The sequence below is a fragment of the Pseudogemmobacter sonorensis genome (genome assembly GCF_042762395.1).
Lineage (GTDB): Bacteria > Pseudomonadota > Alphaproteobacteria > Rhodobacterales > Rhodobacteraceae > Pseudogemmobacter > Pseudogemmobacter sonorensis.
In genome coordinates, this window is record NZ_JBEFZE010000008.1 from 1 (window position 1) to 22,314 (window position 22,314).

The following is a 22,314-nucleotide window of genomic DNA, read 5'->3' on the forward strand; positions in this document are numbered from 1 at the left end:
GCGGCGGGCGCTGCGCAGGCGCGAAGGGCTCGCGCCGCGGCGCCTCGGCGGCGGGCGCGGGCGCCGGATGCAGGGTCAGCGGCTGCGCCATCGGGCGGCGCGCGATCGGCTGCTCGGGCTTGTGCTGCGCCGAGGCGTCGATCCCGGTCGCCACGACCGAGACGCGCAGCCGCCCCTCCATAGTGGGGTCGAGGGTGGAGCCGACGATGATATTCGCCTCGGGGTCGACCTTTTCGCGGATGATGTTCGCGGCCTCGTCCAGTTCGAACAGCGTCAGGTCGTAACCGCCGGTGATGTTGATCAGCACGCCCTTGGCGCCGTTCAGGCTGATCTCGTCCAGAAGCGGATTGGCGATGGCCTTGCCCGCCGCCTGGACCGCGCGATCCTCGCCCTCGGCCTCGCCGGTGCCCATCATCGCCTTGCCCATCTCGTCCATCACCGCGCGGACGTCGGCGAAGTCGAGGTTGATGAGCCCCGGTCGCACCATCAGATCGGTCACGCCCTTGACGCCCTGGTAGAGCACGTCGTCGGCCATGGCGAAGGCCTCGGTGAAGGTGGTGCGCTCGTTGGCCAGGCGGAACAGGTTCTGGTTCGGGATGATGATCAGCGTGTCGACCACCTTTTGCAGCGCCTCCAGCCCCTCGTCGGCCTGGCGCATGCGCTTGGCGCCCTCGAACTGGAAGGGCTTGGTGACGACGCCGACGGTCAGCACGCCAAGCTCACGCGCGGCCTGGGCGATGATCGGGGCGGCGCCGGTGCCGGTGCCGCCGCCCATGCCGCAGGTGATGAAGCACATATGCGCGCCGGCCAGATGGTCGACGATTTCCTCGATGGTCTCTTCGGCGGCGGCGGCGCCGACCGAGGGGCGGGCGCCCGCGCCAAGGCCCTCGGTCACCTTCACGCCCATCTGGATGCGGGCATGGGCCTGGCTTTGCTGAAGGGCCTGGGCATCGGTATTGGCCACGACGAATTCGACGCCTTCGAGCTGCTTCTCGATCATGTTGTTGACCGCGTTGCCGCCCGCGCCGCCCACACCGAAGACGGTGATGCGCGGCTTCAGTTCTTCGCGCTGGTTCGTCATCGTCAGATTGAGTGCCATGGTTCCGCCTGTCCGTTTCTTGTGACGCCGCTGTCAGTCTTCGCTTCGATGGAGAAGGCCTGTCCCGGACCCGGATCCACCACATTTTCGCCGATTCTAGCCATATCGCGACGCGAGGTCACGAGAAAAACGTGCAATCCCCACAAAATATGGGGGTTTTGGCGCGGTAATCGGCGGGATTTCGCGACTTTCGCTGGATATGGGGGTCACCAGTTGTCCTTGAACCAGCGGAAGGCCCGGCGCAGGCTGCGCGCGGGGTAGCGTTCGGCGGGCACCTCGAAGTCCCACCACTCGTCCTGCGGGTGCGCGGCGAAGAGGCAAAGGCCCACCGCGCCCGCGAAAGCCGCGCCCGCGGCGGCCTGGGGCAGGCCCTGGACGCGCAGCGGGCGGCCCGCGCGCACGCGCTGGCCCAGGATGCGCGCGGCCAGATCCTCAAGCCCCGGGATCTGGCTGCCGCCGCCGGTGAGGACGATCTGCTGGCTGGGCATGTGGTCGAAGCTGGCGGCGTCCAGCACCGCGCGGGTCTCCTCCAGGATCTCCTCGACGCGGGGGCGCATGATGCCGATCAGTTCGCTGCAACTGATCTGGCGGCGGTCCTTGTCCCAGTCGCCGGTCTCGGCGCCGATCTCGATCATCTCGCGGTCGTCCATGCCGGTGGCGATCAGCCCGCCGTGGCGGGTCTTGATCCGCTCGGCCATGGACAGCGGAATGTCGAGCCCCTTGGAGATGTCCGAGGTGACATGGTCGCCGCCCATCCGCACGCTGTCGGCATAGATCATGTGCTTTTTCATGAAGATCGACACGCCGGTCGAGCCGCCGCCCATGTCGATGCAGGCCGCGCCCAGTTCCTGCTCGTTCTCGACCAGCGTCGAGATCGCCGAGACATAGGCCGAGGAGGCGATCCCGGCGAGTTCGAGGTCGCAGCGCCGGATGCAGTAAAGCAGGTTCTGGATCACGTCGCCGTCGACCGACAGCAGATGCATGTCGCAGGCCAGCCGGTCGCCGATCTGGCCCCGGGGATCGGCCAGGCCCGAACGGTGGTCCAGCGCGAAATTGATCGGCTGGGCGTGCAGCACCTCGCGCCCATGGCCAAGGTCGGGGACCTCGCAGGCGGCCAGGGCGCGGGCGATGTCCTGCTCGCTGACCACATGTTCGGCCAGTTCCACCTCCCCCGCGAGGCCGTAGCTGCGCGGCTCGGCGCCCGAGAAGCAGGCGATGACGTGGTCGACGCGGACATTGGCCATCTTCTGCGCGGCCTGGACGGCGGTGCGGATCGCGCGTTCGGTCTCGTTCATCACCGCGATCTCGCCGAAGCGCACCCCGCGCGAGCGGGTGGTGGCGGCGCCGATGATGCGGAACTGCGACTGCCCCGCCATCGGGCCCACGCCCTCGGTCTCGCGCGAACGGGCCTCGCCGTCGAAGCGCAGGATCAGGCAGGCGATCTTCGAGGTGCCCACGTCAAGGATTGCGATCACGCCCCGCTGCATGGCGGCCCGGCGCATGTTCCGCATGGCGCGTTGGGTCTGGTAGAGGTCGGTCACAGGTCTGTCTCCACGATGGGCAGGCCCTTGGCGCGGCGAAGCTCGTTCATCGCATGCGCGGTCAGGCGAAGGGTGGGGCGGGCGGAAAGGCGAAGGTCGACGGCGGCCAGGTCGCGCGCCAGGATCCCCTGCGCGGCATCCAGCGCCAGCAGGCGCTCCAGCGCGCGGACGGGGGCGGTCTCGGGCAGCAGGATGCGCTGGCCGCGGTCGAGCACCAGATCCCAGCGGCGTTCCCCCATGCGCACCAGGCCCCGGATGCGCGGCGACAGCGGATGGGCGGCGGCAAGGATCTCCAGCGCCTCGGCGGCGGCGCGGTCGGCGCCCGCGCCCGCCACCAGCGGCAGGTCGGCGCGGTCGGTGCGCTCGATCAGGCTGGCGACGCGGTGGCCGGTCTCGTCGATCAGGGTCAGGGCGGGGGCGGCGCCGGTGCCGTTGTCCTGGCGCCAGACCAGGGCGGGCGCGCGCTCCACGATCAGCACCTGCAGGATGCCGCCCGAGCGCACGCGCAATTCGGCCGATTTCACCGCATCCAGCGCCTCGATCCGCTGCCGCGCGGCTTCGAGGTCCAGATCGAAGGAACTTCGCGGCAGGTCGAGCTGCAGCCGCGCGCGCACCGCCTCGGCAAGGTCCTTCGAGCTGCCCTCGACCGAGGCGAGGGTGACCATGAACTCGGGGCGCTGCTCGAAGGCCTCGCGCAATTCGGTCCATTTGCCGGTCAGCGCGGCGCGGCGGTCGGGATCGCCGAGCCAGAGCGTGCCGCCCGCCAGGATCGCAAGGCAGGGCACGCCCACGCGCAAAAGGGCGCGCAGATGCGGTGTCAGCATGATCCGCTGCATCCGGTAGGCCCAGAGGCTGGGCGCCGGATCGCGCGGCGCGGCCGCGGCGGGCGCGCGGCGCAGGGGCGGCTCGATCCGTTCATAGGGCCGCGCATGCGGGCGAGGGGGGGCGCTCAGCGGTCGCATGAGGCGTCCCTCACCATCCAGTCCATCAGCTCGGGGAACGAGATCCCCAGATGCGCCGCCTGTTCGGGCGCGAGCGAGGTCGGCGTCATGCCCGGCTGGGTGTTGGTCTCAAGCAGCACCAGCCCGGCCAGCCCGCGCGCCTCGTCCCAGCGGAAATCGGTGCGCGACAGGCCCCGGCAGCCAAGCGCGCGATGCGCCCGCAGCGCATAGTCGAGACAGGCGGCGGTGATCTCTTCGGGCAGGTCGGCGGGGATCTGGTGGCGCGATCCGCCGGGGGCGTATTTCGCGTGATAGTCATACCAGCCGTCGGTGATGATGTCGGTGACCAGCAGGGCGCGGTCGCCCATGACGGTGGTGGTCAGCTCGCGCCCCGGCACATAGGCCTCGACCATGACCTCGGCGGGCATGGTCTCGGCCAGGCGCGGCGCGTTCGAGCCGGGATGGACGATGTAGACCCCCACCGAGGAGCCTTCGTTGTTGGGCTTGACCACATAGGGCGGCGCCAGGACATGGCCCGCCTCGACCGCCTCGCGCGCGACGACCAGGCTTTCGACCACCGGCAGGCCCGCGGCGCGATAGACCTCTTTGGTGCGCTGCTTGTCGAGCGCCAGCGCCGAGGCCAGCACACCCGAATGGGTATAGGGGATGCGCAGCCATTCCAGAATGCCCTGGACGCAGCCATCCTCGCCCCAGCGGCCATGCAGGGCGTTGAAGACGACGGCGGGTTTCAGCCGCGCAAGCACCTCCGGCAGGTCCGGGCCCGCATCGACCTCGACCACCTCGTAACCCGCCGCGCGCAGCGCAATGGCGCATTCATGCCCCGTCGCGAGAGAAACCTCCCGCTCGGCGGACATGCCACCTTGAAGAACCGCAACGCGGGGAAATCTGCCCGATCCCACCGCCATATCTGCCTCGAAGAGCCTTTGATGGCCCTATTTCTGTTTATTTTCAGGGCTTTTGCCCCTTGGTCTTCGCGCTGTGGGAACTGCCGTCCCGCCTGTCCGCGATCATGCCGCCGGTTCGCCGACGCACATGATTTCCCATTCTAGCGTGATCTTGCTGGATTGGAACACTTTTTTTCGCACTTCCTCGCCAAGCGTCTCAAGATCGGCGGCGCTGGCCCCGCCGGTGTTGAGCATGAAATTCGCGTGAAGCTCGGACATCTGCGCGCCGCCCACCCGGGCGCCGCGCATTCCGGCGTCGGAAATCAGCTTCCAGGCCTTGAGGTCGTGGCTGTCCCCGGCCTCGCCGGTCGAGGAAAATCCGGCCGGATTGCGGAAGGTCGAGCCGGCGGTGCGCGCCTTCACCGGCTGGCTGGCGTCGCGCCTGGCCAGTTGCTCTTCCATCCGGGCGGCCAAGGCGGCGGGCTCGCCGGGCGCGGCGCGGAAGGTGGCCGCGACGATCACCGCGCCTTCGGGCAGGTCCGACTGGCGATAGCGCAGGTTCAGGGCCCGGGCGGGCAGGGTCAGGACCTCGCCCTCCCGGGTGACCAGGCGGATCTCTTCCAGCGCATCGGCGGTGTAGCGGCCGTAGCAGCCCGCGTTCATCCGCACCGCGCCGCCGATGGCACCGGGGATGGTGCGCAGGAAGGTCAGGTCGAACCCGGCCTCGGCGGCCTTGCGCGCGACATGGGCGTCAAGCGCCGCCGCCCCGGCGGTGACGGGCGCGCGGCCGGTGCCGTCGGCCGCGCCCACCTCGATCGCGTTGAAGCCGCGCCCCAGCCGGATCACCACGCCCCGGATGCCGCCGTCGCGCACGATCAGGTTCGAGCCGACGCCGATCGGGAACACCGGCACCTCGGGCGGCAGGTCGCGCAGGAAGGCGGCCAGGTCGGCCTCGTCCGCGGGCTGGAACAGCCAGTCCGCCGGGCCGCCGACGCGCAGCCAGGTCAATTCGGCAAGGGAACGGTGGGGCGTCAGCACGCCGCGCGGAACGGGAAGATCGGTCATGCCCGCATGGGTAGCGCCGAAGGGCGGGGCGCCGCAAGGGTGCCCGGCAGGGACGGCCGACATGGATGGCCGACAAGGACGACACTGGCCCGCGGCGCCTTTCGCCCGGACGGGGCGGCGGATGCCACTGGAAACGCGGCGCGGCGGGGTGTAGGGGAAAGGGGTCCCAGCCTCCCCGAACCCTGCACGGAGCAAGCCGATGAAAGCCGCCGTCATCACCTTTCCCGGATCGAATTGCGACCGCGACCTGGCCGTGGCCTTCGAGGCCGCCGGTTTCCAGGTCGCCCGCGTCTGGCACAAGGACAGCGAATTGCCGGCCGGGACCGATGTCGTCGGCGTGCCGGGCGGCTTTTCCTACGGCGATTACCTGCGCTGCGGCGCCATCGCGGCGCAATCGCCGATCTCGGCGGCGGTGCGCGCCCATGCGCTGCGCGGCGGCCATGTGCTTGGGATCTGCAACGGCTTTCAGGTCCTGACCGAGATGCGGCTTCTGCCCGGTGTCCTGATGCGCAACGCGGGGCTGCGCTTCATCTGCAAGCCGGTGGCGCTGAAGGTTGCGACGGCGGATTCGGATTTCACCCGGGGCTATGCGCCGGGCCAGCGGATCACCATCCCGGTCGCCCATCACGACGGCAACTACACCATCGACGAGGCCGGGCTGAAGACGTTGCAGGACGCGGACCGCATCGCCTTCACCTATGACGAGAACCCCAACGGCTCGGTCGGCTCCATCGCCGGGGTGCTGTCGGAAAACCGCCGCGTGCTGGGGTTGATGCCGCATCCCGAACGCGCCGCCGATCCGCTGCATGGCTCGGCCGACGGGGCGGCGATGTTCGCCGGGCTCGCCTCGGTCGCCATGGGCGGGTTGGCGCTGGCCTGAGCGGGCCCGGCTTGAGGGGCAGGGGGCAGGCGCCTAGAATCCCGTCCATGTTCGCCGACCACATCAAGGCAGAAACCACCGAGACCGCGCCCGGCCTGGCCGAACGCGTGTCGTGGCGCGTGCGGCTTTCGGTCGGGCTGCTTCTGGTGCTGGCGGTGGCGGTGGTGCTGATCTCGAACCGCTGGCTGACCGAACGGTTCGAGGAAAGCACCCGCAACCGCTCGGACGTGCGGCTGGCACTGTATTCGGGCAATCTGGTGTCCGAGTTGCAGCGCACCTCGGTCGTGCCGCTGCTTCTGACGCGCGACCCCGACCTGATCACCGCGCTGCGCGACGGCAATTTCTCGCGCACCTCGGCCAAGCTGATCGCGCTGCAATCCGAGATCGGCGTGGCCTCGATCCGGCTGCTGGATGCCGACGGGCGGGTGGTCGGCGCGACGAATCGCAATATTCTGGGAACCTCCTACCGCTCCGAGCCTTATTTCGTCGATGCGCAGCGCACGAACGAAACCATCTTCACTTCGGCCCCGCGAGAGGCGGGCGGCTACGACTTCACCTATTCGCGGGCCTTGCGCGCCGACGGCAAGGTGCGGGGCGTGATCGTGGTGTCGGTCGACCTTCTGAAATACGAGCGCGCCTGGTCGGGGTTGCAGGACGCCGTCGTCGTGACCAACAGCGAGGGCACGGTGATCCTGACCACGGTGTCGAGCTGGCGCGGCCGCGCGCTGGCGGACGCGCTGGCGGTGGCGCCGCCCGCCTCGGGGCTTGCGCGCGCCTTCCAGGCGATGACCGACTGGGTGCGCGCCCGGCCCGATGCGGTTGTGAACGGCGAGCCGATGATGCGGACCGAGGCCCGCATCCCCTTTCGCGGCTGGCGCATCGTCACCTTCACCGACCATGCCCAGGTGCGCGAGAAGGTGAACGGCATCCTCGCCCTGGAAATCATGGCCTTCGCCATCCTGATGTCGATCAGCTTCTATTTCCTGTCGCGCCGGGCCTGGTCGCGCTCGATCAGCCTGCAACGCGAATCGGCCGACCTGCGCCAGCTCAACGCCCGCCTGCAACGCGAGATCGCCGAGCGCGAGAAGGTCGAGGCCAATCTCCAGGTCGCCGAACAGACGCTGGAGCAAAGCTCGAAGCTCGCGGTCCTGGGCGAGATGTCGGCCGCCGTCAGCCATGAGCTGAACCAGCCCCTTGCGGCGATGAAGACCTATCTGGCGGGCGCGCGGCTTCTGCTGCAGCGCCGTCGCCCGGAAGAGGCGCTCTCTTCGTTCCAGCGCATCGACGACCTGATCGAGCGGATGGGCGCCATCACCCGGCAGTTGAAATCCTATGCCCGCAAGGGCGGCGAGGCCTTCGAGCCGGTCGACCTGCGGCTTTGCGTCTCCTCGGCGCTGGCGATGATGGAGCCGCAGCTCAAGAGCCGCGTGGTCAAGATCACCCGGGGCATGCCCCGCCAGCAGGTCATGGTCATGGCCGATCGCATCCGGCTGGAGCAGGTGATCATCAACCTTCTGCGCAACGCGCTGGATGCGATCAAGGATGTGCGCGCCCCCCGGATCGACCTTCTGCTGTCGGCGGGCGAGACCGCGACCCTGACGGTGCGCGACAACGGCCACGGGATCACCGATCTCGATAACCTTTTCGAGCCATTCTATACGACGAAGAAACCCGGCGAGGGCGTGGGCCTGGGCCTTGCGATCTCCTCGGGCATCGTCACCGATCTGGGCGGCAGGCTCACGGCCCGCAATGGTGAGGGCGGAGGCGCGGTCTTCGAGATGCAGCTTCCGATCCTTGGTAAAGAGCAGGCAGCAGCGGAGTAGCAGGCATGGCACGGGCGATGAAAGTGGCGATCGTGGACGACGAGGCCGATATGCGGGCCTCGATCAGCCAGTGGCTGGCGCTGTCGGGTTTCGACACCGAGACCTACCCCTCGGCCGAGGATGCGCTCAAGGCGATCGGGCCGGAATTCTCGGGCGTGGTGGTGTCCGACATCCGCATGCCGGGGATGGATGGCATGGCCTTCCTCAAGCGGCTGATGAGCCAGGATTCCGGCCTGCCGGTGATCATGATCACCGGCCATGGCGATGTGCCGATGGCGGTCGAGGCGATGCGGGTGGGTGCCTTCGACTTTCTCGAAAAACCCTTCAATCCCGACCGGATGACCGAACTGGCGAAAAAGGCCAGCCAGGCGCGGCGGATGACGCTGGACAACCGCGCGCTGCGGCGCGAGCTGTCGGACGGCACCACGATCATGAAGAAGCTCGTCGGCTCCAGCCCCGCGATGGAGCGGCTGCGCGAGGATATCCTCGATCTCGGCCAGGCCGACAGCCATGTGCTGATCGACGGCGAGACCGGCACCGGCAAGACCCTGGTCGCCCATGCGCTGCATGCGGTGGGGCCCAGGGCCGCGAAGAAATTCGTCACCATCTCCTGCGCCGCCTGGTCCGAGGACCAGCTCGCCGCCCGGCTCTTCGGCCCCGGCGAGGACGGCGCGATCCCCCTGGTAGAGGAGGCGCGCGGCGGCACGCTCTGCCTCGAAGACATCGAGGCGCTCAGCCAGGGCCTGCAGGCGCGGCTCCTGACCTTCATCAACGACCAGGGTATGCCGCCGGAAACCCGCATCATCGCCATCCGCAACCAGCATGCCCCGGATGTGACGCTGGAACAGGCGCTGCGCCCCGATCTCTTCTACCGGCTGGGGGCGATGACCATCGTGCTGCCGCCGTTGCGCGCGCGCGGCGAGGATATCCTGCAGCTCTTCACCCGGCTCTCCGAGGGCTTCTCCGAGGAATACGGCTGCGAGGCGCCCCAGGTCACCGCGCAAGAGGCCGCGCAGCTCCTCCAGGCGCCCTGGCCCGGCAATGTGCGCCAATTGGTCAATATCGCCGAACGCGCGGTGCTGCAGAACCGGCGCGGCTCGGGCTCGATCGCCTCCCTGCTGATGGCCGACAACGAGGCCACCGGCCCGGCGATGACCACCGAAGGCAAGCCGCTGAAGGAATATGTCGAGGCTTTCGAGCGCATGCTGATCGACAATACCATGCGCCGCCACAAGGGCTCGATCGTCGCGGTGATGGAGGAACTCTGCCTGCCGCGTCGCACCTTGAACGAAAAGATGGCGAAATATGCCCTCCAGCGCTCGGACTACGTCTGACCCCCCCTCTTTTTCGGCCGCGGGCCCGCGAATGGCCCGCGCCCGCCCGAAGACCGACCCGCGGAACCATCTCCCAGATCAGCCCCCCGGCCCAACCCCACCGAACACCACCACAGCAAAGAACCCGCCTCTCCCCCATTCTTCTTTGCAAAAAATATCCCGGGGGTGAGGCGCCAAAGGCGCCGAGGGGGCAGCGCCCCCCCCCACCCCCCACAACAAACCAACCATGACGGCCATGTGAATTTCCCGTTGCCCTCGGCCCGGCTTTGGCCTTAGGGTCGGCATAAGACGTCCCCGCATGGGGCGTTTGGTGAATTCTCTCCCCTTCGGACTGACGGGAGCCCGATCAGACGGGCGCCCGGATCCGCGTCGCGAAACGCGGGGGAGCCGGATCGGTCGCAAGATCGTGAACATTGCCGCAACGCCCGCCGCAAGGCCCGGGCGCCAGGGTCAACAAAGGCGGGGGGCCGCGCGCCCCCTTGACGTGAACCGCGATGAGGTGCGTGAGCATTGCAGCAGGAACAGGGACCCGCCCGCGGGGCGGTCCCGGCCATGCCTTGCTTCGCGCCCGCGCCCAGACAAGTCGCCCCGAAATCTCGAATTTCTCCTCCGGTCCGCCCTGGCGGCTGGCCGGGGGCGTTTCGCCTTCGGGGCGCGATGGAACAATATGGCAAAGAAGATGCTCATCGACGCCACCCATGCGGAGGAAACCCGCGTCGTGGTGGTGGACGGAAACAAGGTCGAGGAATTCGACTTCGAAACACTGAACAAGCGGCAATTGGCGGGGAACATCTACCTCGCCAAGGTGACGCGGGTCGAACCCTCGCTCCAGGCGGCTTTCGTGGATTACGGCGGCAACCGGCACGGGTTCCTCGCCTTCGCGGAAATCCATCCCGATTACTACCAGATCCCGGTCGCCGACCGTAAGGCGCTGATCGAGGAGGAGCGCGCGCTCGCCCGCGCGGAGGAGGAAGAGGAAAACCGCCGCCACCGCCGCAAGAAGCCCTCGGGCCGCACCCCGGCGCGGGCCGAGGCGGCGCGCGGCGATGCGGTGGTCAGCGCACCGGCAGCCGAGGGCGAACTGCCCGAGGGCATGGCGGTGATCGACCTTGACGATGGCGGGCAAGATGGCGGGATCGAGGCCTATGAGGCCGAGGGCGCCGCAGAGACGCCTTCGGTGGCGCAGCCGGATGACGAGGCGACCGCCGTCGAGGGCGCATCCGAAGACGCCCGCGAAGACGACGGCGCCGAGACCTCGGGCGACGAGATTTCGGGTGACGAGGCCCATGCCGATGCCGACGACGGCATCGAATCCATCGCCGAAGAGGACATGGCCGAGGAAATCTCGGCCCCCAAACGGGTGCGGGCGCGCAAATACAAGATCCAGGAGGTGATCAAGGTCCGGCAGATCATGCTGGTCCAGGTCGTCAAGGAAGAGCGCGGCAACAAGGGCGCGGCGCTGACCACCTATCTCAGCCTTGCCGGGCGCTACTGCGTCCTGATGCCGAACACCGCGCGCGGCGGCGGCATCTCGCGCAAGATCACCCAGGCCGCCGACCGCAAGAAGCTCAAGGAAATCGCGGGCGAGCTGGAGGTGCCGGAAGGCGCGGGCCTGATCATCCGCACCGCCGGCGCCAAGCGCACCAAGCCCGAGATCAAGCGCGATTACGAATATCTCATGCGGCTGTGGGAACAGGTCCGCGACCTGACACTGAAATCCATCGCCCCCGCCGCGATCTATGAAGAGGGCGACCTGATCAAACGCTCGATCCGCGACCTTTACTCGCGCGAGATCGACGAGGTGCTGGTCGAGGGCGAGGCGGGCTACCGCACCGCGCGCGACTTCATGCGCATGATCATGCCTAGCCACGCAAGGCAGGTGAAGCTTTACGCCGACGCCATGCCGCTGTTCGCCCGCCATCAGGTGGAAAGCTATCTGGGCGGCATGTTCAACCCGGTCGTGCAGCTCAAATCCGGCGGCTATATCGTCATCGGCGTGACCGAGGCGCTGGTCGCGATCGACGTGAACTCGGGCCGCGCCACCAAGGAGGGCTCGATCGAGGACACCGCGCTCAAGACCAACCTCGAAGCCGCCGACGAGGTGGCCCGCCAGCTTCGCCTGCGCGACCTTGCCGGTCTGATCGTGATCGATTTCATCGACATGGAAGAGCGCAAGAACAACATCGCCGTCGAAAAGCGCCTCAAGGACAAGCTCAAGACCGACCGCGCCCGGATCCAGATCGGTCGCATCTCGGGCTTCGGCCTGATGGAGATGTCGCGCCAGCGGCTGCGGCCGGGCATGCTGGAATCCACCACCCAGCCCTGCGCGCATTGCCACGGCACCGGGCTGATCCGCTCGGACGACAGCATGGCGCTGACCATCCTGCGCGCGCTGGAGGAAGAGGGCACGCGCAACCGCTCGAAAGAGGTGCTGCTGAAGGCGCCGGTCGGCATCGTCAACTATCTCTTCAACCACAAGCGCGAACATATCGCCCTGATCGAGGCGCGCTACGGCATGGCGGTGCGGATGGAGGCGGATCCCGCGCTGATCTCGCCCGACTACCTGCTTGAGAAGTTCAAGACCGCGACCCGCAGCGTGCCCGAGCCCGTGCAGGTGATCTCGGGCCATGCCGGGCTGATGGGCGCGGCGGTCGAGGAAGAGGATCTCGTGGACGAGGTCTTCGAGGAAGAGGAAGAAGAGGTGGCGGAGTCCGCCGCCGCGAAATCCGGCCGGGCCGAGGAGGAAAACGGCGCCGAGGCCGAGGGCGGAGACGGCAGGAAGAAGCGCCGCCGCCGCCGCCGCCGCCGTGGCAATGGCCGCGACGGTCAGGTCGAGGGTGCCGAGGACGGGGCGGAGGATGCCGCCGAGGCGGTGACGGAGGATGCCGCGCTCGAAGCCGCGGCGGAGGTTCCGGCCGGGGCGGATGCGCCCGAAACCGCCCCCGAGGCGGTCGAGGCCGCGCCGGTTGCGCAAGCCCCGGCCGAGCCTGTCGTCGAGGCGCCCGCCAAGCCCAAGCGGACCCGCAAGCCGCGCGTCTCCAAGGCGTCCGAGGCGGTGGCGGCCGCGCCTGTGGTCGAGCCCGCGGTCCAGCCTGTGGCGAAACCGGCCCCGGCCGAGGCCGAGGCCGAGGCCGCGATGCCGCCGGGAACCGCCGAGGCGGCAGAGCCTGCGGCCAAGCCGCGCCGCAGCCGGGCCTCTTCGGCCAAGGCACCTGCCAAATCGGCCGCCAAGCCGCGCGGGAAGAAGGCGGCGGAAGCTGTGGCGGATCCCGCCGAGACGGTGGCAACGGCGGCGCCCGCCTCTGAAACCCGCGTCGCCGAGGCGCCCGTGGCCGAGGCGCCGGTTCTGCCCGCCCTTCAGCCCGATCCCGGCCCGGCGGCGGTGGACAGTGTCCAGCCCGATCCGGCGGCCGAGGCCGCGGTGGAGCCGCAAGGCGATCTCGCCATCGCCCCGGCGCCCGGGCCTGCCGCCGCGGATGAGGCGGCGCCGGGCAAGCCGCGCCGCTCGGGCTGGTGGTCCTTGGGCCGCTGAACCCGCGCCCGACGCGCGAAAGCCTTGGACGGGGCGTGCGGGAACCCTCCCGCGCGCCCCGTTCCATTTCGGGCGGGTGGATTGGGGGGGGCCGCGTTGTCTTGGCCCGGGCCCTCTCGGGCTCAGGCTCAGGCGTGGGCAAGGGCGAGGACGAGGACGACGCGAATGACATCCGGTCGCTCCGCGACGTTCCGGCGCTTGGTTGGTCAGGCCCGCGCGGCGCGGATGAAATGCAGCATGACCGCCCCTTCGGCGCGGCGGCCCAGATATTCATGGCCGGTCTGGGCGCAGAAATGCGGAAGATCCACCGCCGCCATGGCATCCGTCGCGCGGATGCACAGCACCTCGCCCGGCCGCATCGCGATCAGGCGCTTTCTCGCCCGCAGCACCGGCAGCGGGCAAAGCAACCCCTCGCAATCGCTGATGCCGTCGGGTGTGGGCAGGGGGCCGCCGCCCCCGTCTCGATCCCCGGATATGTCGTCCCTGTCCGCCATGGCCCCCGTGATACCGCCCTGCGACGGAATGCGACAGGAAAATCCCGCGAAAGTGAGCGCGCGCCCGGTGACGCCGCCCCGGCGCCGCGCTAAGGAGGGCCATGTTCGGGATCGACCTCTTCGAAGCCAGCCTCGGCCCTGCCGCCCTTGTCGCGCTTGTCGCGGGGGTGCTGTCGTTCCTGTCGCCCTGCGTCCTGCCGGTGGTGCCGCCCTATCTGGCCTATATGGGCGGGATCTCGGTCGGCGATATGAAGGGCCCGGGGGCGGCGCGCCGCCGCATCCTGCTGCCCGCGCTGTTCTTCGTCCTGGGACTTTCGACGATCTTCCTGCTGCTGGGCTTCACCGCCTCGGCCTTCGGGGCCTTCTTCCTGTCGAACCAGTTGCTGTTCGCCCGGATCGCGGGCGGGGTGATCATCGTCTTCGGCCTGCATTTCCTGGGGCTGATCACGATCCCGATGCTGAACCGCGAGGCAAGGGTCGATGCGGGCGACCAGGGCGGATCGGCCTTCGGGGCCTTCGTCCTGGGGCTGGCCTTCGCGGCGGGCTGGACGCCCTGCATCGGCCCGCAACTCGGCACCATCCTGTCTCTGGCCGCGCAGACCGATTCGGTGCAGAAGGGCACGCTGCTCTTGGGGATCTATGCGCTTGGCCTCGGCCTGCCGTTCCTGGCCGCCGCCCTGTTCATCGAGCGCGCCATGGGGCTGATGAACCGCCTCAAGCGCCATATGAAATGGATCGAGCGCGCCATGGGCGGGCTTTTGCTGATCGTCGGCGTGATGATGGTCACCGGCGCCTTCACCGATTTCAGTTGGTGGCTGCTGGAGATCTTCACCGCGCTCGGCCTGCCCCTGCCGGGCTGAGCCCGGGACTGATCCTGCGCAGCTATCCCCTTATTTCCGCCGGAATTCTGTGCCAGTCTGGCCCCCGGAGGGGCGCAGATGGACGAGGCATCCGAGAGGCGGGCGGCGAAGGCGGCGGAACCGGCGTTCCGGCGCCGGGTCTTCTACATTCCCGGCTACGATCCGTTCCACCCCCGCCGCTACCGCGAGCTTTACCGGCGCGAGGGCGCCGAACAGGCCGCGCTTTCGGGATATGGGCTGACGTTGCGCCCGAAGACCACCAAGGGCCCCTATGGCTGGCATGTCACCGGCCTGATCGAGGGCGCGCGGGCCGAGGCCGATGTCGAGGTGCTGGTCTGGTCCGACATCGTCAGGGGCTCGATGTCCGAGACCATCCCGGCGACCTATCTGCAACTCCTGCGCACCGCCTGGGCCTATATCGGCTCGGGCGCGCTGTTTCGCCTGATGCGGCTGAGGAAGGGGCCGATGATCGCGGCGCTCTACCCGATCGTCTTCCTGATCGCGCAACTGGCGCTTTGCGCGGGCCTGGGCTGGCTGCTTGGACGCCTGGTCGCGGGATGGAGCCACTGGAGCCTGGGGACTCTCGTCTTCGCCCTTGTGACCGGCCTGGGGCTGCGCTGGTTCCGGGCGCATGACAACAAGGTCTTCGCCTGGTATCTGATGCATGATTATGCCTATTCCGCGCAGTCGAAAGGTGCGAATCCGCCAGAGCTCGAAGCCCGGATGTTCGAATTCTGCAAAAGGATCGAGGCGGCGCTTGCCGATCCGGAACTGGACGAGCTGCTGGTGGTGGGCCATTCCTCGGGCGCGCATCTGGGGATCTCGATTCTTGCCGACCTGATCCGCGCCGGGCACGGGACGCGTGACGGAAGCGCCGCGCCGCCGGATCGCCCGGCCTTGTCCTTCCTGACGCTGGGGCAGGTGGTCCCCATGGTCTCGTTCCTGCCCGAGGCGCGGCGGCTGCGCGCCGACCTGCGCTATCTGAGCGCGCGGGACGAGGTCTTCTGGCTCGACGTGACCGCGCCCGGCGACGGTTGCGCCTTCGCGCTTTGCGATCCGGTGGCGGTCTCGGGCGTGGCGCCCGAGGACAAGAAATGGCCGCTGGTCGTCTCGGCCGCCTTCACCCGCACGCTTTCGGCGCAGAGGTGGCGAAAGCTGCGTCGGCGCTGGTTCCGGCTGCATTTCCAGTATCTTTGCGCCTTTGACGCGCTGACCGGGGCGATGGGTGAATATGATTATTTCCGCGTCACCGCCGGCCCCCTGACGCTGGCGCAAAGGTTCGGCGCCCGGGCCCCGTCGAAAAGCCGCATTGAACGCGCGGTCAATCGTCATAGAAGCGTGGCATGAAAGATCCCGCGAAATGCCCGTTCCACGATGGCGCCCCGCCGCTGCCCGAGCCGCCGCCCGAGCCGCCCAAGCCCCTGCCGCGACCCGAGCGGGTGTCGCTCATGACCTATCTGCGGCTGTTCCGGCGCGACATCCTTTCGGCCCAGCCCGCCCGGCTCTACCGCGCCTGGATGGCGGAATTCCGCACCCCCTTCTTCCGCAGCTATCTGTGCAACGACCCGGCGCTGATCGACCTTGTGCTGAAGGAGCGGCCCGGGGATTTCCCCAAATCCGACCGGATCCGGGCCGGGCTCGACCCGCTTCTGGGCAATTCGGTCTTCACCACCAATGGCGAGACCTGGAAGCGCCAGCGCCGCATCATCGACCCCGCCTTCGAGGGCGGACGGCTGAAGGACACCTTCCCCGCCATGGTCGCGGCGGCGCGCGCCGCCTTGGCCCGGATGCCCGAGGGCGAGGTCGAGGTCGAGGAACAGATGAGCCATGCTGCGGCGGACGTGATCTTCCGCACGCTCTTTTCGATCCCGATCGAGCATGAGGTCGCGGGGCGGGTGTTCCACGAATTCCGCACCTATCAGCGCAGCCAGCCGATCCTGAACCTTGCGGCCTTCCTGCCGCTGCCGCGCTGGTTTCCGCGCTTCTACCGCCGTGGCACCCGGGCCTCGGCCAGGGTGATCCGCGGGCTGATCACCCGATTGACCGAGGACCGCGCTGCCCAGATCCGCGCGGGCACGGCGCCCGACGATCTGGCGACCAAGATCATGACCACCGCCGATCCGGTGACCGGCGCGCGGTTCGCGCCCGAAGAGATGGTCGACCAGGTGGCGATCTTCTTTCTGGCCGGGCATGAGACCAGCGCCTCGGCGCTGGCCTGGTCGCTCTATCTGCTCGCGCTCGACCCCGATACGCAGGAGCGGGTCGCCGCCGAGGCGGAAACCCTTGGTCCCGATCCCGATTTCGGCGCGGTGGGCCGACTGAGGTTCACCCGCGACGTCTTCCGCGAGGCGCTGCGGCTTTATCCGCCGGTGCCGATGATGGTGCGCGAGAGTCAGCGCCCCGAGACCCTGCGGGGCCGAAAGGTCGCCCCCGGCGCGCAGGTGGTGCTCTCGCCCTGGCACCTGCACCGGCATGAGCGGCTGTGGCAGGCGCCTGATGCCTTTTGCCCCCACCGCTGGCAGAGCGAGGCGGGCAAGGCCTCGGCCCGGGCGGCGTTCATGCCCTTCTCTGCGGGGCCGAGGGTCTGCACCGGCGCCGGATTCGCGATGGTCGAGGGGGTCTTGCTGCTTGCCATGCTGGCGCGCCGGTTCCGGTTCGAGCGGATCGCGGGCCAGGATCCGGTGCCGGTCGCGCATCTGACGGTCAGGGCGCGGGACGGCATCCGGCTGAGGGTGGTGCCGCGTCCGGGCGGCGCGGCGGGCTGAATCCGTGCCGATCCGCAGTGTCGGCCTCCCGGTTCCAGTCTCCCGGTTCCAGCCTCGCTGGTGACCACGCGAGCCGATGCGAGCCCCGGTCCCGAGGCCCGGCTTGCGATCCCCGGCCTTCCGCCCGGCTCAGGCGATCTCGACGCGGTAGCTTTCGATCACGGTATTGGCGAGCAGCTTCTCGCACATCGCCTTGACCTCGGTCTCGGCGCTGGCGCGGTCGGTCGTGCCCAGTTCCAGCTCGATCACCTTGCCCTGGCGCACCCCCTCGACCCCGGTGAAGCCGAGCGCGCCGAGCGCATGGCGGATCGCCTCGCCCTGCGGATCGAGAACGCCGGATTTCAGCATGACGGTGACGCGGGCTTTCATGGTCGGGCTCCGGTGGCTCTGGGATGGCGGAGGCAATAGCGCCCCCGCCGGAACGGGGCAAGGGGCGGCAGGCCTAGTTGATCGCCGAGGATTTCGCCGGATGGGTCACATTCGACGGCAGCACGCCCAGGCGGCGGGCCAACTCGGTATAGACATCGGCCAGGGGCGCGGGTTCGGGCGTCTGGCCATCGGCGCGCTCGGGCTGGCGCAGGTCCCACAGCAGCATCGAATCGGGGCTGATCTCATCGGCGAGGATCAGGCGCATGAAATCGCCCTCCCAGATCCGGCCGATCTCGATGCGGAAATCCATCAGCCGCACGCCGATGCCCAGCATGATGCCCGACAGGAAGTCGTTCACCCGCAGCGCCAGGGCGATGATGTCGTCCAGGTCCTGCTGGTTGGCCCAGTTGAAGGCGATGATATGCTCTTCCGAGACCAGCGGGCTGTCGAGATTGTCGTCCTTGAAGTAATATTCGACGATCGGGCGCGGCAGGGGGGTGCCTTCGGGGATGCCGAGGCGTCGGCTCAGCTCGCCTGCGGCGAAGTTGCGCACCACCACTTCCAGCGGGACGATCTCGACCATGCGCACCAGTTGCTCGCGCATGTTCAGGCGGCGCATGAAATGCGTCGGCACGCCGATATTGTTCAGCCCGGTCATGAAGAATTCCGACAGCCGGTTGTTCAGCACGCCCTTGCCTTCGGTCGCCGCCGAGAACTGGGCGACATTGGCGGGATTGCCGTCGGTCTCATCCTTGAAATACTGGATCAGGGTGCCGGGTTCGGGGCCTTCGTAGAGGATCTTCGCCTTGCCTTCATAGACCTTCTTGCGTCGTGCCATGCCTGCCTCTGCGGGAAATGCCGAAAGGGGCAGCCCTGCCGCCCCCTCTTTGACCATGGCCTATAAGGCAAGGGGCCCGCGCCCGCAAGGCGGGCGCAGAACGTAAGGGCATGGGGCCCGCAAGGCGGGCGCGGAGCGTAAGGGCATGGGCCCGCAAGGCGGGCGCAGAACGTAAGGGCATGGGGCCCGCAAGGCGGGCGCGGAGCGTAAGGGCATGGGGCCCGCAAGGCGGGCGCGGAGCGTAAGGGCATGGGCCCGCAAGGCCGTCGCGGAGCCTGAGGGCAGGGGTCTCGCCGCCGTCGGTCCGGGCGGCTTTGGTCTTGCGGCCTCGGCCTTCGATGGGCATATGAACGCACAGGATCTCTTGCAGCCGGAGCGGGCCATGACCACCTTTGACGACCGCGAAAACGCCTTCGAAGCCAAATTCGCCCATGACAACGACATGCAGTTCCGGGCCGAGGCGCGGCGCAACAAGTTGCTCGGCCTCTGGGCGGCGGAGCTGCTCGGCAAGACCGGCGAGGCGGCCGAAGCCTATGCGATGGAAGTCGTCGCCTCGGATTTCGAAGAGGCGGGGACCGAGGATGTCGTGCGCAAGGTCGCGGGGGATCTGGCGGGCAAGGCCTCGGCCGACGAGGTGCGCGCCCAGCTTGCCGCGCTGCTGCCGGTCGCCAAGGCCCAGCTTCTGAGCGAGATCTGATAGCGAGATCTGAATTCCGGGCGAGATCTGAGCGGACGGCCGCCGGATCCTTGCGGCCCGGTCGGGCGCCTGTTGCCGTCGCCTGCGCCCCATGGTTTCGGGGCGCGCGCGGGGACCCCGCAGCGGCATGGCCCCCTGATCGGGGTCGGTGCCGGTTTCGGTGAGAGAGGTCGGATCCATGGGGCGCGACGGCGCAGGACAGCGGAAGGCGGGCGGCGATGCCCTGGCGCGCCTTCTGGAAAGCCGCGACTGGCTGATGGCGGATGGCGCCACCGGCACCAATCTTTTCAACATGGGCCTTGCCGCGGGCGAGGCGCCCGAGTTCTGGAACGCCGAGCGGCCCGACGACATCCGCCGCCTCTACCGCGATGCGGTCGAGGCCGGGTCGGACATTTTCCTGACCAATACCTTCGGCGGCAATTCCGCCCGGCTGAGGCTGTTCGGCGGCCAGCAGCGGGTGCGCGAGCTGAACCGGACCGGCGCCGCGCTTGGCCGCGAGATCGCCGATGCCGCCGGGCGCGCGGTCGTGGTGGCGGGATCGGTCGGCCCCACCGGCGAGATCTTCGAGCCGATGGGCCGCCTGACCCATGCGCTCGCGGTCGAGATCTTCCACGAACAGGCCGAGGCGCTGAAGGAGGGCGGGGCGGATCTGTTGTGGGTCGAGACCATCTCGGCGCCCGAGGAATATCGCGCGGCGGCCGAGGCGGCGGCGCTTTCGGGCATGGGCTGGGTCGGCACCATGAGCTTCGAGACCGCCGGGCGCACCATGATGGGGGTGACCAGCGCCGCGCTGGCGGGCCTTGTGGAGAAACTGCCCGATCCGCCGCTGGCCTTCGGGGCGAATTGCGGGGTGGGGGCCTCGGACCTGCTGCGCACGGTGCTGGGCTTCGCCGCAACCGGCACCGGGCGGCCGATCATCGCCAAGGGCAATGCCGGGATCCCGAAATATCACGACGGCCATATCCATTATGACGGCACGCCGGAACTGATGGCGGAATATGCCGTCCTGGCCCGCGATGCCGGGGCGCGGATCATCGGCGGCTGCTGCGGCACCATGCCCGCGCATCTGCGCGCGATGCGGGCGGCGCTGGAAACCCGCGCGCCGGGCCCGCGCCCGACGCTGGAAGAGATCGTGGCGCGGCTCGGCCCGTTTTCCTCGGCCTCGGACGGGACCGGCGACGATCCCGACGGCGCCCCGCGGCGCGAGCGGCGCGGCAGGCGGAGCTGAGGCGCCGCGCGGTCCGGGGAAGGGGCTCCCCCCCGGGTGCGGGTGGAAGCATATGGCTAGAACAGGCCCAACTGGTCGCCGCGCGCGAAGGGCGGGGCGAAAAGGTCGCAACGCAGCGGCGGCATGGGTTGGTCCAGCCCCAGCCGCGCCACCGCCTTTTCGAATCTCTGGGCGATCAGCCGCGACCACACGCCCTCGCCCCGCATCCTCTTGCCCCAGGCGGGGTCGTAATCCCGCCCGCCATGGGTGTCGCGCACCCGTCCCATGATCTTGGCGGCCCGTCCCGGCTCGGCCTGTTCCAGCCATTCGCGGAACAGCGGCGCCACCTCTTGCGGCAGGCGCAGCATGATCCAGCTTGCCGCCGATGCGCCCGCATCGCGCGCGGCGGTCAGGATCGCCTCGATCTCGTGGTCGGTCAGGCCGGGGATCACCGGCGAGACCATGACCCGCACCGGGATACCGGCCCGGGCCAGCCGCTCGATCACCTGCAGGCGGCGGGCGGGGGCGGGGGCGCGCGGCTCCATCCGCCGCGACAGGCCCGCATCCAGCGTGGTGACCGAGAGGCCCACCCGCAACAGCCCGCGCGCCGCCATGTCCGACAAGAGGTCGATGTCGCGCTCGATCAGCGTGGCCTTGGTCACGATGGCCAGCGGATGGTTGAAGGCCGAGACCACCTCGACCACCTCGCGCATCACCCGCCATTTCGCCTCGATCGGCTGGTAGGGATCGGTGTTGGTGCCAAGCGCCACCGGCGCCACGCGATAGGCGCGGGCGCGGAACTCGCGGTCCAGCACCGCGCCAAGGCCGGGCCGTGCCACCAGCCGGGTTTCGAAATCCAGCCCGGGCGAGAGGTTCAGCCAGGCGTGGCTGGGCCGTGCGAAACAGTAGATGCAGCCGTGTTCGCAGCCTCGGTAGGGGTTCACCGAGCGATCAAAGGGCAGGTCGGGCGAGCGGTTGTAGCTGAGGGCCGAGCGCGCGCGCTCTTCCCGCGTTTCGGTGCGCAGAAGCGATTCCTCATGCGCGATCTCCCATCCGTCGTCCACCGCCTCGCGCAGATTGGCCTCGTAGCGCCCGGCCAGGTTCGATCCGGCGGCGCGGGCGCGGATCCGCTCTCCGGGCATCAGGCCGGGGGCGGGGGGGCGGGTGAAGGTAGGGGGCGATTCCATGCACCCAGTCTAGAACATAGTGGGAACACTTGCCAAGTGTCGGCTGTGGCCTCCGCCCCGGTGGGCGGCATCGGCGACGGTTTTGGCGCGGGGGGCTTGAGTTGGCCCGCCCGAGGCCCCAGATTGCGGATATGTCCGACCCGCGACCGCGCGCCTGCGTGCCCCTCGTGTCGGCCCCGAGCCCGCGCGGCCTTCCTGCGGGGACGGCCTTGAGGAGGATCCCGATGCCGCTGACGCATTTCCTCGGCCTGATGGCTTTCGTGCTGCTCGCGGCGGGCCTGACGCTGGCGCTTGCCTTCTGGATCGGGCTTCCCCTGGCCGCGCTGGCCTTCGCCGCGCTGGCGGGCAGCCTGTTCCTGGGCCTGCGCCAGTTGCGCTGAGGCGGGGCCGCGCGGCTTCGCGCCTTTCGCGCCGGGGACCCGCAGGCTTCTCCCAGAACCTGCCCCTGCGGACAGGCAAAGCCGCCGTCGCGGCCTCAGCCCCGGTCGCGGTAATGCGCCAGGCAATAGATCCGTATCGCCGAGGCCAGCCCGTCCTCGGGCGCGCGGGCGGCGTCGATCTCGGCCGCCAGCGCGTTCAGCGCCACGGCCTTTTCGGCTGCGATCGCGCGGAACGCCTGCCAGAACGCCGGTTCCAGCGTGACGCTGGTGCGGTGGCCTTGCAGGGTCAGCGAGTGTTTTTCGGGCGGCATGGCCAAGTTCTAGCCGATCACCACGCCCCGGGGAACCGGATTCCCACGCCGCGCCCCGGCAGGGCAGTCTCGCGGACTGGTTTTTT

At 69.1% G+C, this 22,314-nt stretch carries 20 protein-coding genes; 10 read left to right on the forward strand and 10 right to left on the reverse strand.

Annotation, left to right across the window (positions count from 1 at the left end):
• The 5 genes from ftsZ to murB form a co-directional block, all read right to left on the reverse strand.
• The coding region (gene ftsZ, locus ABNX41_RS08180; protein WP_438669232.1) for a cell division protein FtsZ at positions 1 to 1,099 on the reverse strand (1,099 nt) is incomplete at its 3' end.
• Between the two features lie 206 nt (positions 1,100 to 1,305).
• Positions 1,306 to 2,640, reverse strand: a complete 1,335-nt coding sequence (gene ftsA, locus ABNX41_RS08185) for a cell division protein FtsA (protein WP_438669233.1) — start codon at positions 2,638 to 2,640, stop codon at positions 1,306 to 1,308.
• The gene (locus ABNX41_RS08190) at positions 2,637 to 3,602 is read right to left on the reverse strand and encodes a cell division protein FtsQ/DivIB (protein ID WP_438669234.1); all 966 of its coding nucleotides are present in this window, start codon (positions 3,600 to 3,602) and stop codon (positions 2,637 to 2,639) included. The genes ftsA and ABNX41_RS08190 overlap by 4 nt, the downstream gene beginning before the upstream one ends.
• Positions 3,590 to 4,507 carry a D-alanine--D-alanine ligase gene (locus tag ABNX41_RS08195; RefSeq protein ID WP_438669235.1) on the reverse strand — a complete coding sequence of 306 codons (918 nt, stop codon included), beginning with the start codon at positions 4,505 to 4,507 and terminating at the stop codon, positions 3,590 to 3,592. The genes ABNX41_RS08190 and ABNX41_RS08195 overlap by 13 nt, the downstream gene beginning before the upstream one ends.
• A gap of 102 nt (positions 4,508 to 4,609) precedes the next feature.
• Positions 4,610 to 5,551 carry a UDP-N-acetylmuramate dehydrogenase gene (gene murB / locus ABNX41_RS08200; RefSeq protein WP_438669236.1) on the reverse strand — a complete coding sequence of 314 codons (942 nt, stop codon included), beginning with the start codon at positions 5,549 to 5,551 and terminating at the stop codon, positions 4,610 to 4,612.
• Positions 5,552 to 5,750: 199 nt separating this feature from the next.
• Between murB and purQ the strand changes: the two genes are divergently transcribed.
• The 4 genes from purQ to ABNX41_RS08220 all read left to right on the forward strand — a co-directional run bounded on the left by purQ (position 5,751) and on the right by ABNX41_RS08220 (position 13,120).
• On the forward strand, positions 5,751 to 6,431 hold the full coding sequence (gene purQ, locus ABNX41_RS08205) for a phosphoribosylformylglycinamidine synthase subunit PurQ (RefSeq protein WP_438669237.1): 681 nt from the start codon (positions 5,751 to 5,753) through the stop codon (positions 6,429 to 6,431).
• Positions 6,432 to 6,478: 47 nt separating this feature from the next.
• Positions 6,479 to 8,254, forward strand: a complete 1,776-nt coding sequence (locus ABNX41_RS08210; RefSeq protein ID WP_438669238.1) for a sensor histidine kinase — start codon at positions 6,479 to 6,481, stop codon at positions 8,252 to 8,254.
• A gap of 5 nt (positions 8,255 to 8,259) precedes the next feature.
• Positions 8,260 to 9,588, forward strand: a complete 1,329-nt coding sequence (locus ABNX41_RS08215; RefSeq protein WP_438669239.1) for a sigma-54-dependent transcriptional regulator — start codon at positions 8,260 to 8,262, stop codon at positions 9,586 to 9,588.
• Between the two features lie 667 nt (positions 9,589 to 10,255).
• Positions 10,256 to 13,120, forward strand: a complete 2,865-nt coding sequence (locus ABNX41_RS08220) for an Rne/Rng family ribonuclease (RefSeq protein ID WP_438669240.1) — start codon at positions 10,256 to 10,258, stop codon at positions 13,118 to 13,120.
• A 206-nt stretch (positions 13,121 to 13,326) separates the two neighbouring features.
• On the opposite strand, the gene ABNX41_RS08225 is transcribed toward ABNX41_RS08220, so the two are convergent.
• On the reverse strand, positions 13,327 to 13,614 hold the full coding sequence (locus ABNX41_RS08225) for a sulfurtransferase TusA family protein (RefSeq protein ID WP_438669241.1): 288 nt from the start codon (positions 13,612 to 13,614) through the stop codon (positions 13,327 to 13,329).
• A gap of 101 nt (positions 13,615 to 13,715) precedes the next feature.
• On the opposite strand from ABNX41_RS08225, the gene ABNX41_RS08230 reads away from it, so the two are divergent.
• From ABNX41_RS08230 to ABNX41_RS08240, 3 genes are all read left to right on the forward strand, one after another.
• Positions 13,716 to 14,474, forward strand: a complete 759-nt coding sequence (locus ABNX41_RS08230) for a cytochrome c biogenesis CcdA family protein (RefSeq protein ID WP_438669242.1) — start codon at positions 13,716 to 13,718, stop codon at positions 14,472 to 14,474.
• Between the two features lie 78 nt (positions 14,475 to 14,552).
• Positions 14,553 to 15,821, forward strand: coding sequence for a hypothetical protein (locus ABNX41_RS08235; RefSeq protein WP_438669243.1), 1,269 nt, complete (start codon positions 14,553 to 14,555; stop codon positions 15,819 to 15,821).
• 101 nt (positions 15,822 to 15,922) lie between these two features.
• On the forward strand, positions 15,923 to 17,239 hold the full coding sequence (locus ABNX41_RS08240; protein ID WP_438669358.1) for a cytochrome P450: 1,317 nt from the start codon (positions 15,923 to 15,925) through the stop codon (positions 17,237 to 17,239).
• A gap of 129 nt (positions 17,240 to 17,368) precedes the next feature.
• Here ABNX41_RS08240 and purS read toward each other — a convergent pair whose 3' ends face one another.
• Both purS and ABNX41_RS08250 read right to left on the reverse strand, forming a co-directional pair.
• Positions 17,369 to 17,608, reverse strand: coding sequence for a phosphoribosylformylglycinamidine synthase subunit PurS (gene purS / locus ABNX41_RS08245; protein WP_438669244.1), 240 nt, complete (start codon positions 17,606 to 17,608; stop codon positions 17,369 to 17,371).
• 73 nt (positions 17,609 to 17,681) lie between these two features.
• Positions 17,682 to 18,446 carry a phosphoribosylaminoimidazolesuccinocarboxamide synthase gene (locus ABNX41_RS08250; protein WP_438669245.1) on the reverse strand — a complete coding sequence of 255 codons (765 nt, stop codon included), beginning with the start codon at positions 18,444 to 18,446 and terminating at the stop codon, positions 17,682 to 17,684.
• Positions 18,447 to 18,828: 382 nt separating this feature from the next.
• On the opposite strand from ABNX41_RS08250, the gene ABNX41_RS08255 reads away from it, so the two are divergent.
• Both ABNX41_RS08255 and bmt read left to right on the forward strand, forming a co-directional pair.
• Positions 18,829 to 19,143 carry a DUF1476 domain-containing protein gene (locus ABNX41_RS08255; protein WP_438669246.1) on the forward strand — a complete coding sequence of 105 codons (315 nt, stop codon included), beginning with the start codon at positions 18,829 to 18,831 and terminating at the stop codon, positions 19,141 to 19,143.
• 178 nt (positions 19,144 to 19,321) lie between these two features.
• Positions 19,322 to 20,371, forward strand: coding sequence for a betaine--homocysteine S-methyltransferase (gene bmt, locus ABNX41_RS08260; protein ID WP_438669247.1), 1,050 nt, complete (start codon positions 19,322 to 19,324; stop codon positions 20,369 to 20,371).
• Positions 20,372 to 20,427: 56 nt separating this feature from the next.
• Here bmt and ABNX41_RS08265 read toward each other — a convergent pair whose 3' ends face one another.
• Positions 20,428 to 21,537, reverse strand: coding sequence for a PA0069 family radical SAM protein (locus ABNX41_RS08265; protein ID WP_438669248.1), 1,110 nt, complete (start codon positions 21,535 to 21,537; stop codon positions 20,428 to 20,430).
• 224 nt (positions 21,538 to 21,761) lie between these two features.
• Here ABNX41_RS08265 and ABNX41_RS08270 point away from each other — a divergent pair, with 224 nt between their 5' ends.
• The gene (locus ABNX41_RS08270; RefSeq protein ID WP_438669249.1) at positions 21,762 to 21,917 is read left to right on the forward strand and encodes a hypothetical protein; all 156 of its coding nucleotides are present in this window, start codon (positions 21,762 to 21,764) and stop codon (positions 21,915 to 21,917) included.
• A 95-nt stretch (positions 21,918 to 22,012) separates the two neighbouring features.
• Here ABNX41_RS08270 and ABNX41_RS08275 read toward each other — a convergent pair whose 3' ends face one another.
• Positions 22,013 to 22,228, reverse strand: coding sequence for a ribbon-helix-helix domain-containing protein (locus ABNX41_RS08275; protein WP_438669250.1), 216 nt, complete (start codon positions 22,226 to 22,228; stop codon positions 22,013 to 22,015).
• Between the last annotated feature and the right edge of the window lie 86 nt (positions 22,229 to 22,314).

Bases quoted from the DNA above. Each gene is read 5' to 3' on its own strand.
- ABNX41_RS08265 (WP_438669248.1), bottom strand. From the start codon at position 21,537: ATGGAATCGCCCCCTACCTTCACCCGCCCCCCCGCCCCCGGCCTGATG.
- ABNX41_RS08220 (WP_438669240.1), top strand. From the start codon at position 10,256: ATGGCAAAGAAGATGCTCATCGACGCCACCCATGCGGAGGAAACCCGC.
- murB (WP_438669236.1), bottom strand. From the start codon at position 5,551: ATGACCGATCTTCCCGTTCCGCGCGGCGTGCTGACGCCCCACCGTTCC.
- ABNX41_RS08210 (WP_438669238.1), top strand. From the start codon at position 6,479: ATGTTCGCCGACCACATCAAGGCAGAAACCACCGAGACCGCGCCCGGC.
- ABNX41_RS08240 (WP_438669358.1), top strand. From the start codon at position 15,923: ATGACCTATCTGCGGCTGTTCCGGCGCGACATCCTTTCGGCCCAGCCC.
- ABNX41_RS08275 (WP_438669250.1), bottom strand. From the start codon at position 22,228: ATGCCGCCCGAAAAACACTCGCTGACCCTGCAAGGCCACCGCACCAGC.
- ABNX41_RS08225 (WP_438669241.1), bottom strand. From the start codon at position 13,614: ATGGCGGACAGGGACGACATATCCGGGGATCGAGACGGGGGCGGCGGC.
- purQ (WP_438669237.1), top strand. From the start codon at position 5,751: ATGAAAGCCGCCGTCATCACCTTTCCCGGATCGAATTGCGACCGCGAC.
- ABNX41_RS08190 (WP_438669234.1), bottom strand. From the start codon at position 3,602: ATGCGACCGCTGAGCGCCCCCCCTCGCCCGCATGCGCGGCCCTATGAA.
- purS (WP_438669244.1), bottom strand. From the start codon at position 17,608: ATGAAAGCCCGCGTCACCGTCATGCTGAAATCCGGCGTTCTCGATCCG.
- ABNX41_RS08230 (WP_438669242.1), top strand. From the start codon at position 13,716: ATGTTCGGGATCGACCTCTTCGAAGCCAGCCTCGGCCCTGCCGCCCTT.
- ABNX41_RS08270 (WP_438669249.1), top strand. From the start codon at position 21,762: ATGCCGCTGACGCATTTCCTCGGCCTGATGGCTTTCGTGCTGCTCGCG.
- ABNX41_RS08215 (WP_438669239.1), top strand. From the start codon at position 8,260: ATGGCACGGGCGATGAAAGTGGCGATCGTGGACGACGAGGCCGATATG.
- bmt (WP_438669247.1), top strand. From the start codon at position 19,322: ATGGGGCGCGACGGCGCAGGACAGCGGAAGGCGGGCGGCGATGCCCTG.
- ABNX41_RS08250 (WP_438669245.1), bottom strand. From the start codon at position 18,446: ATGGCACGACGCAAGAAGGTCTATGAAGGCAAGGCGAAGATCCTCTAC.
- ABNX41_RS08255 (WP_438669246.1), top strand. From the start codon at position 18,829: ATGACCACCTTTGACGACCGCGAAAACGCCTTCGAAGCCAAATTCGCC.
- ABNX41_RS08195 (WP_438669235.1), bottom strand. From the start codon at position 4,507: ATGGCGGTGGGATCGGGCAGATTTCCCCGCGTTGCGGTTCTTCAAGGT.
- ABNX41_RS08235 (WP_438669243.1), top strand. From the start codon at position 14,553: ATGGACGAGGCATCCGAGAGGCGGGCGGCGAAGGCGGCGGAACCGGCG.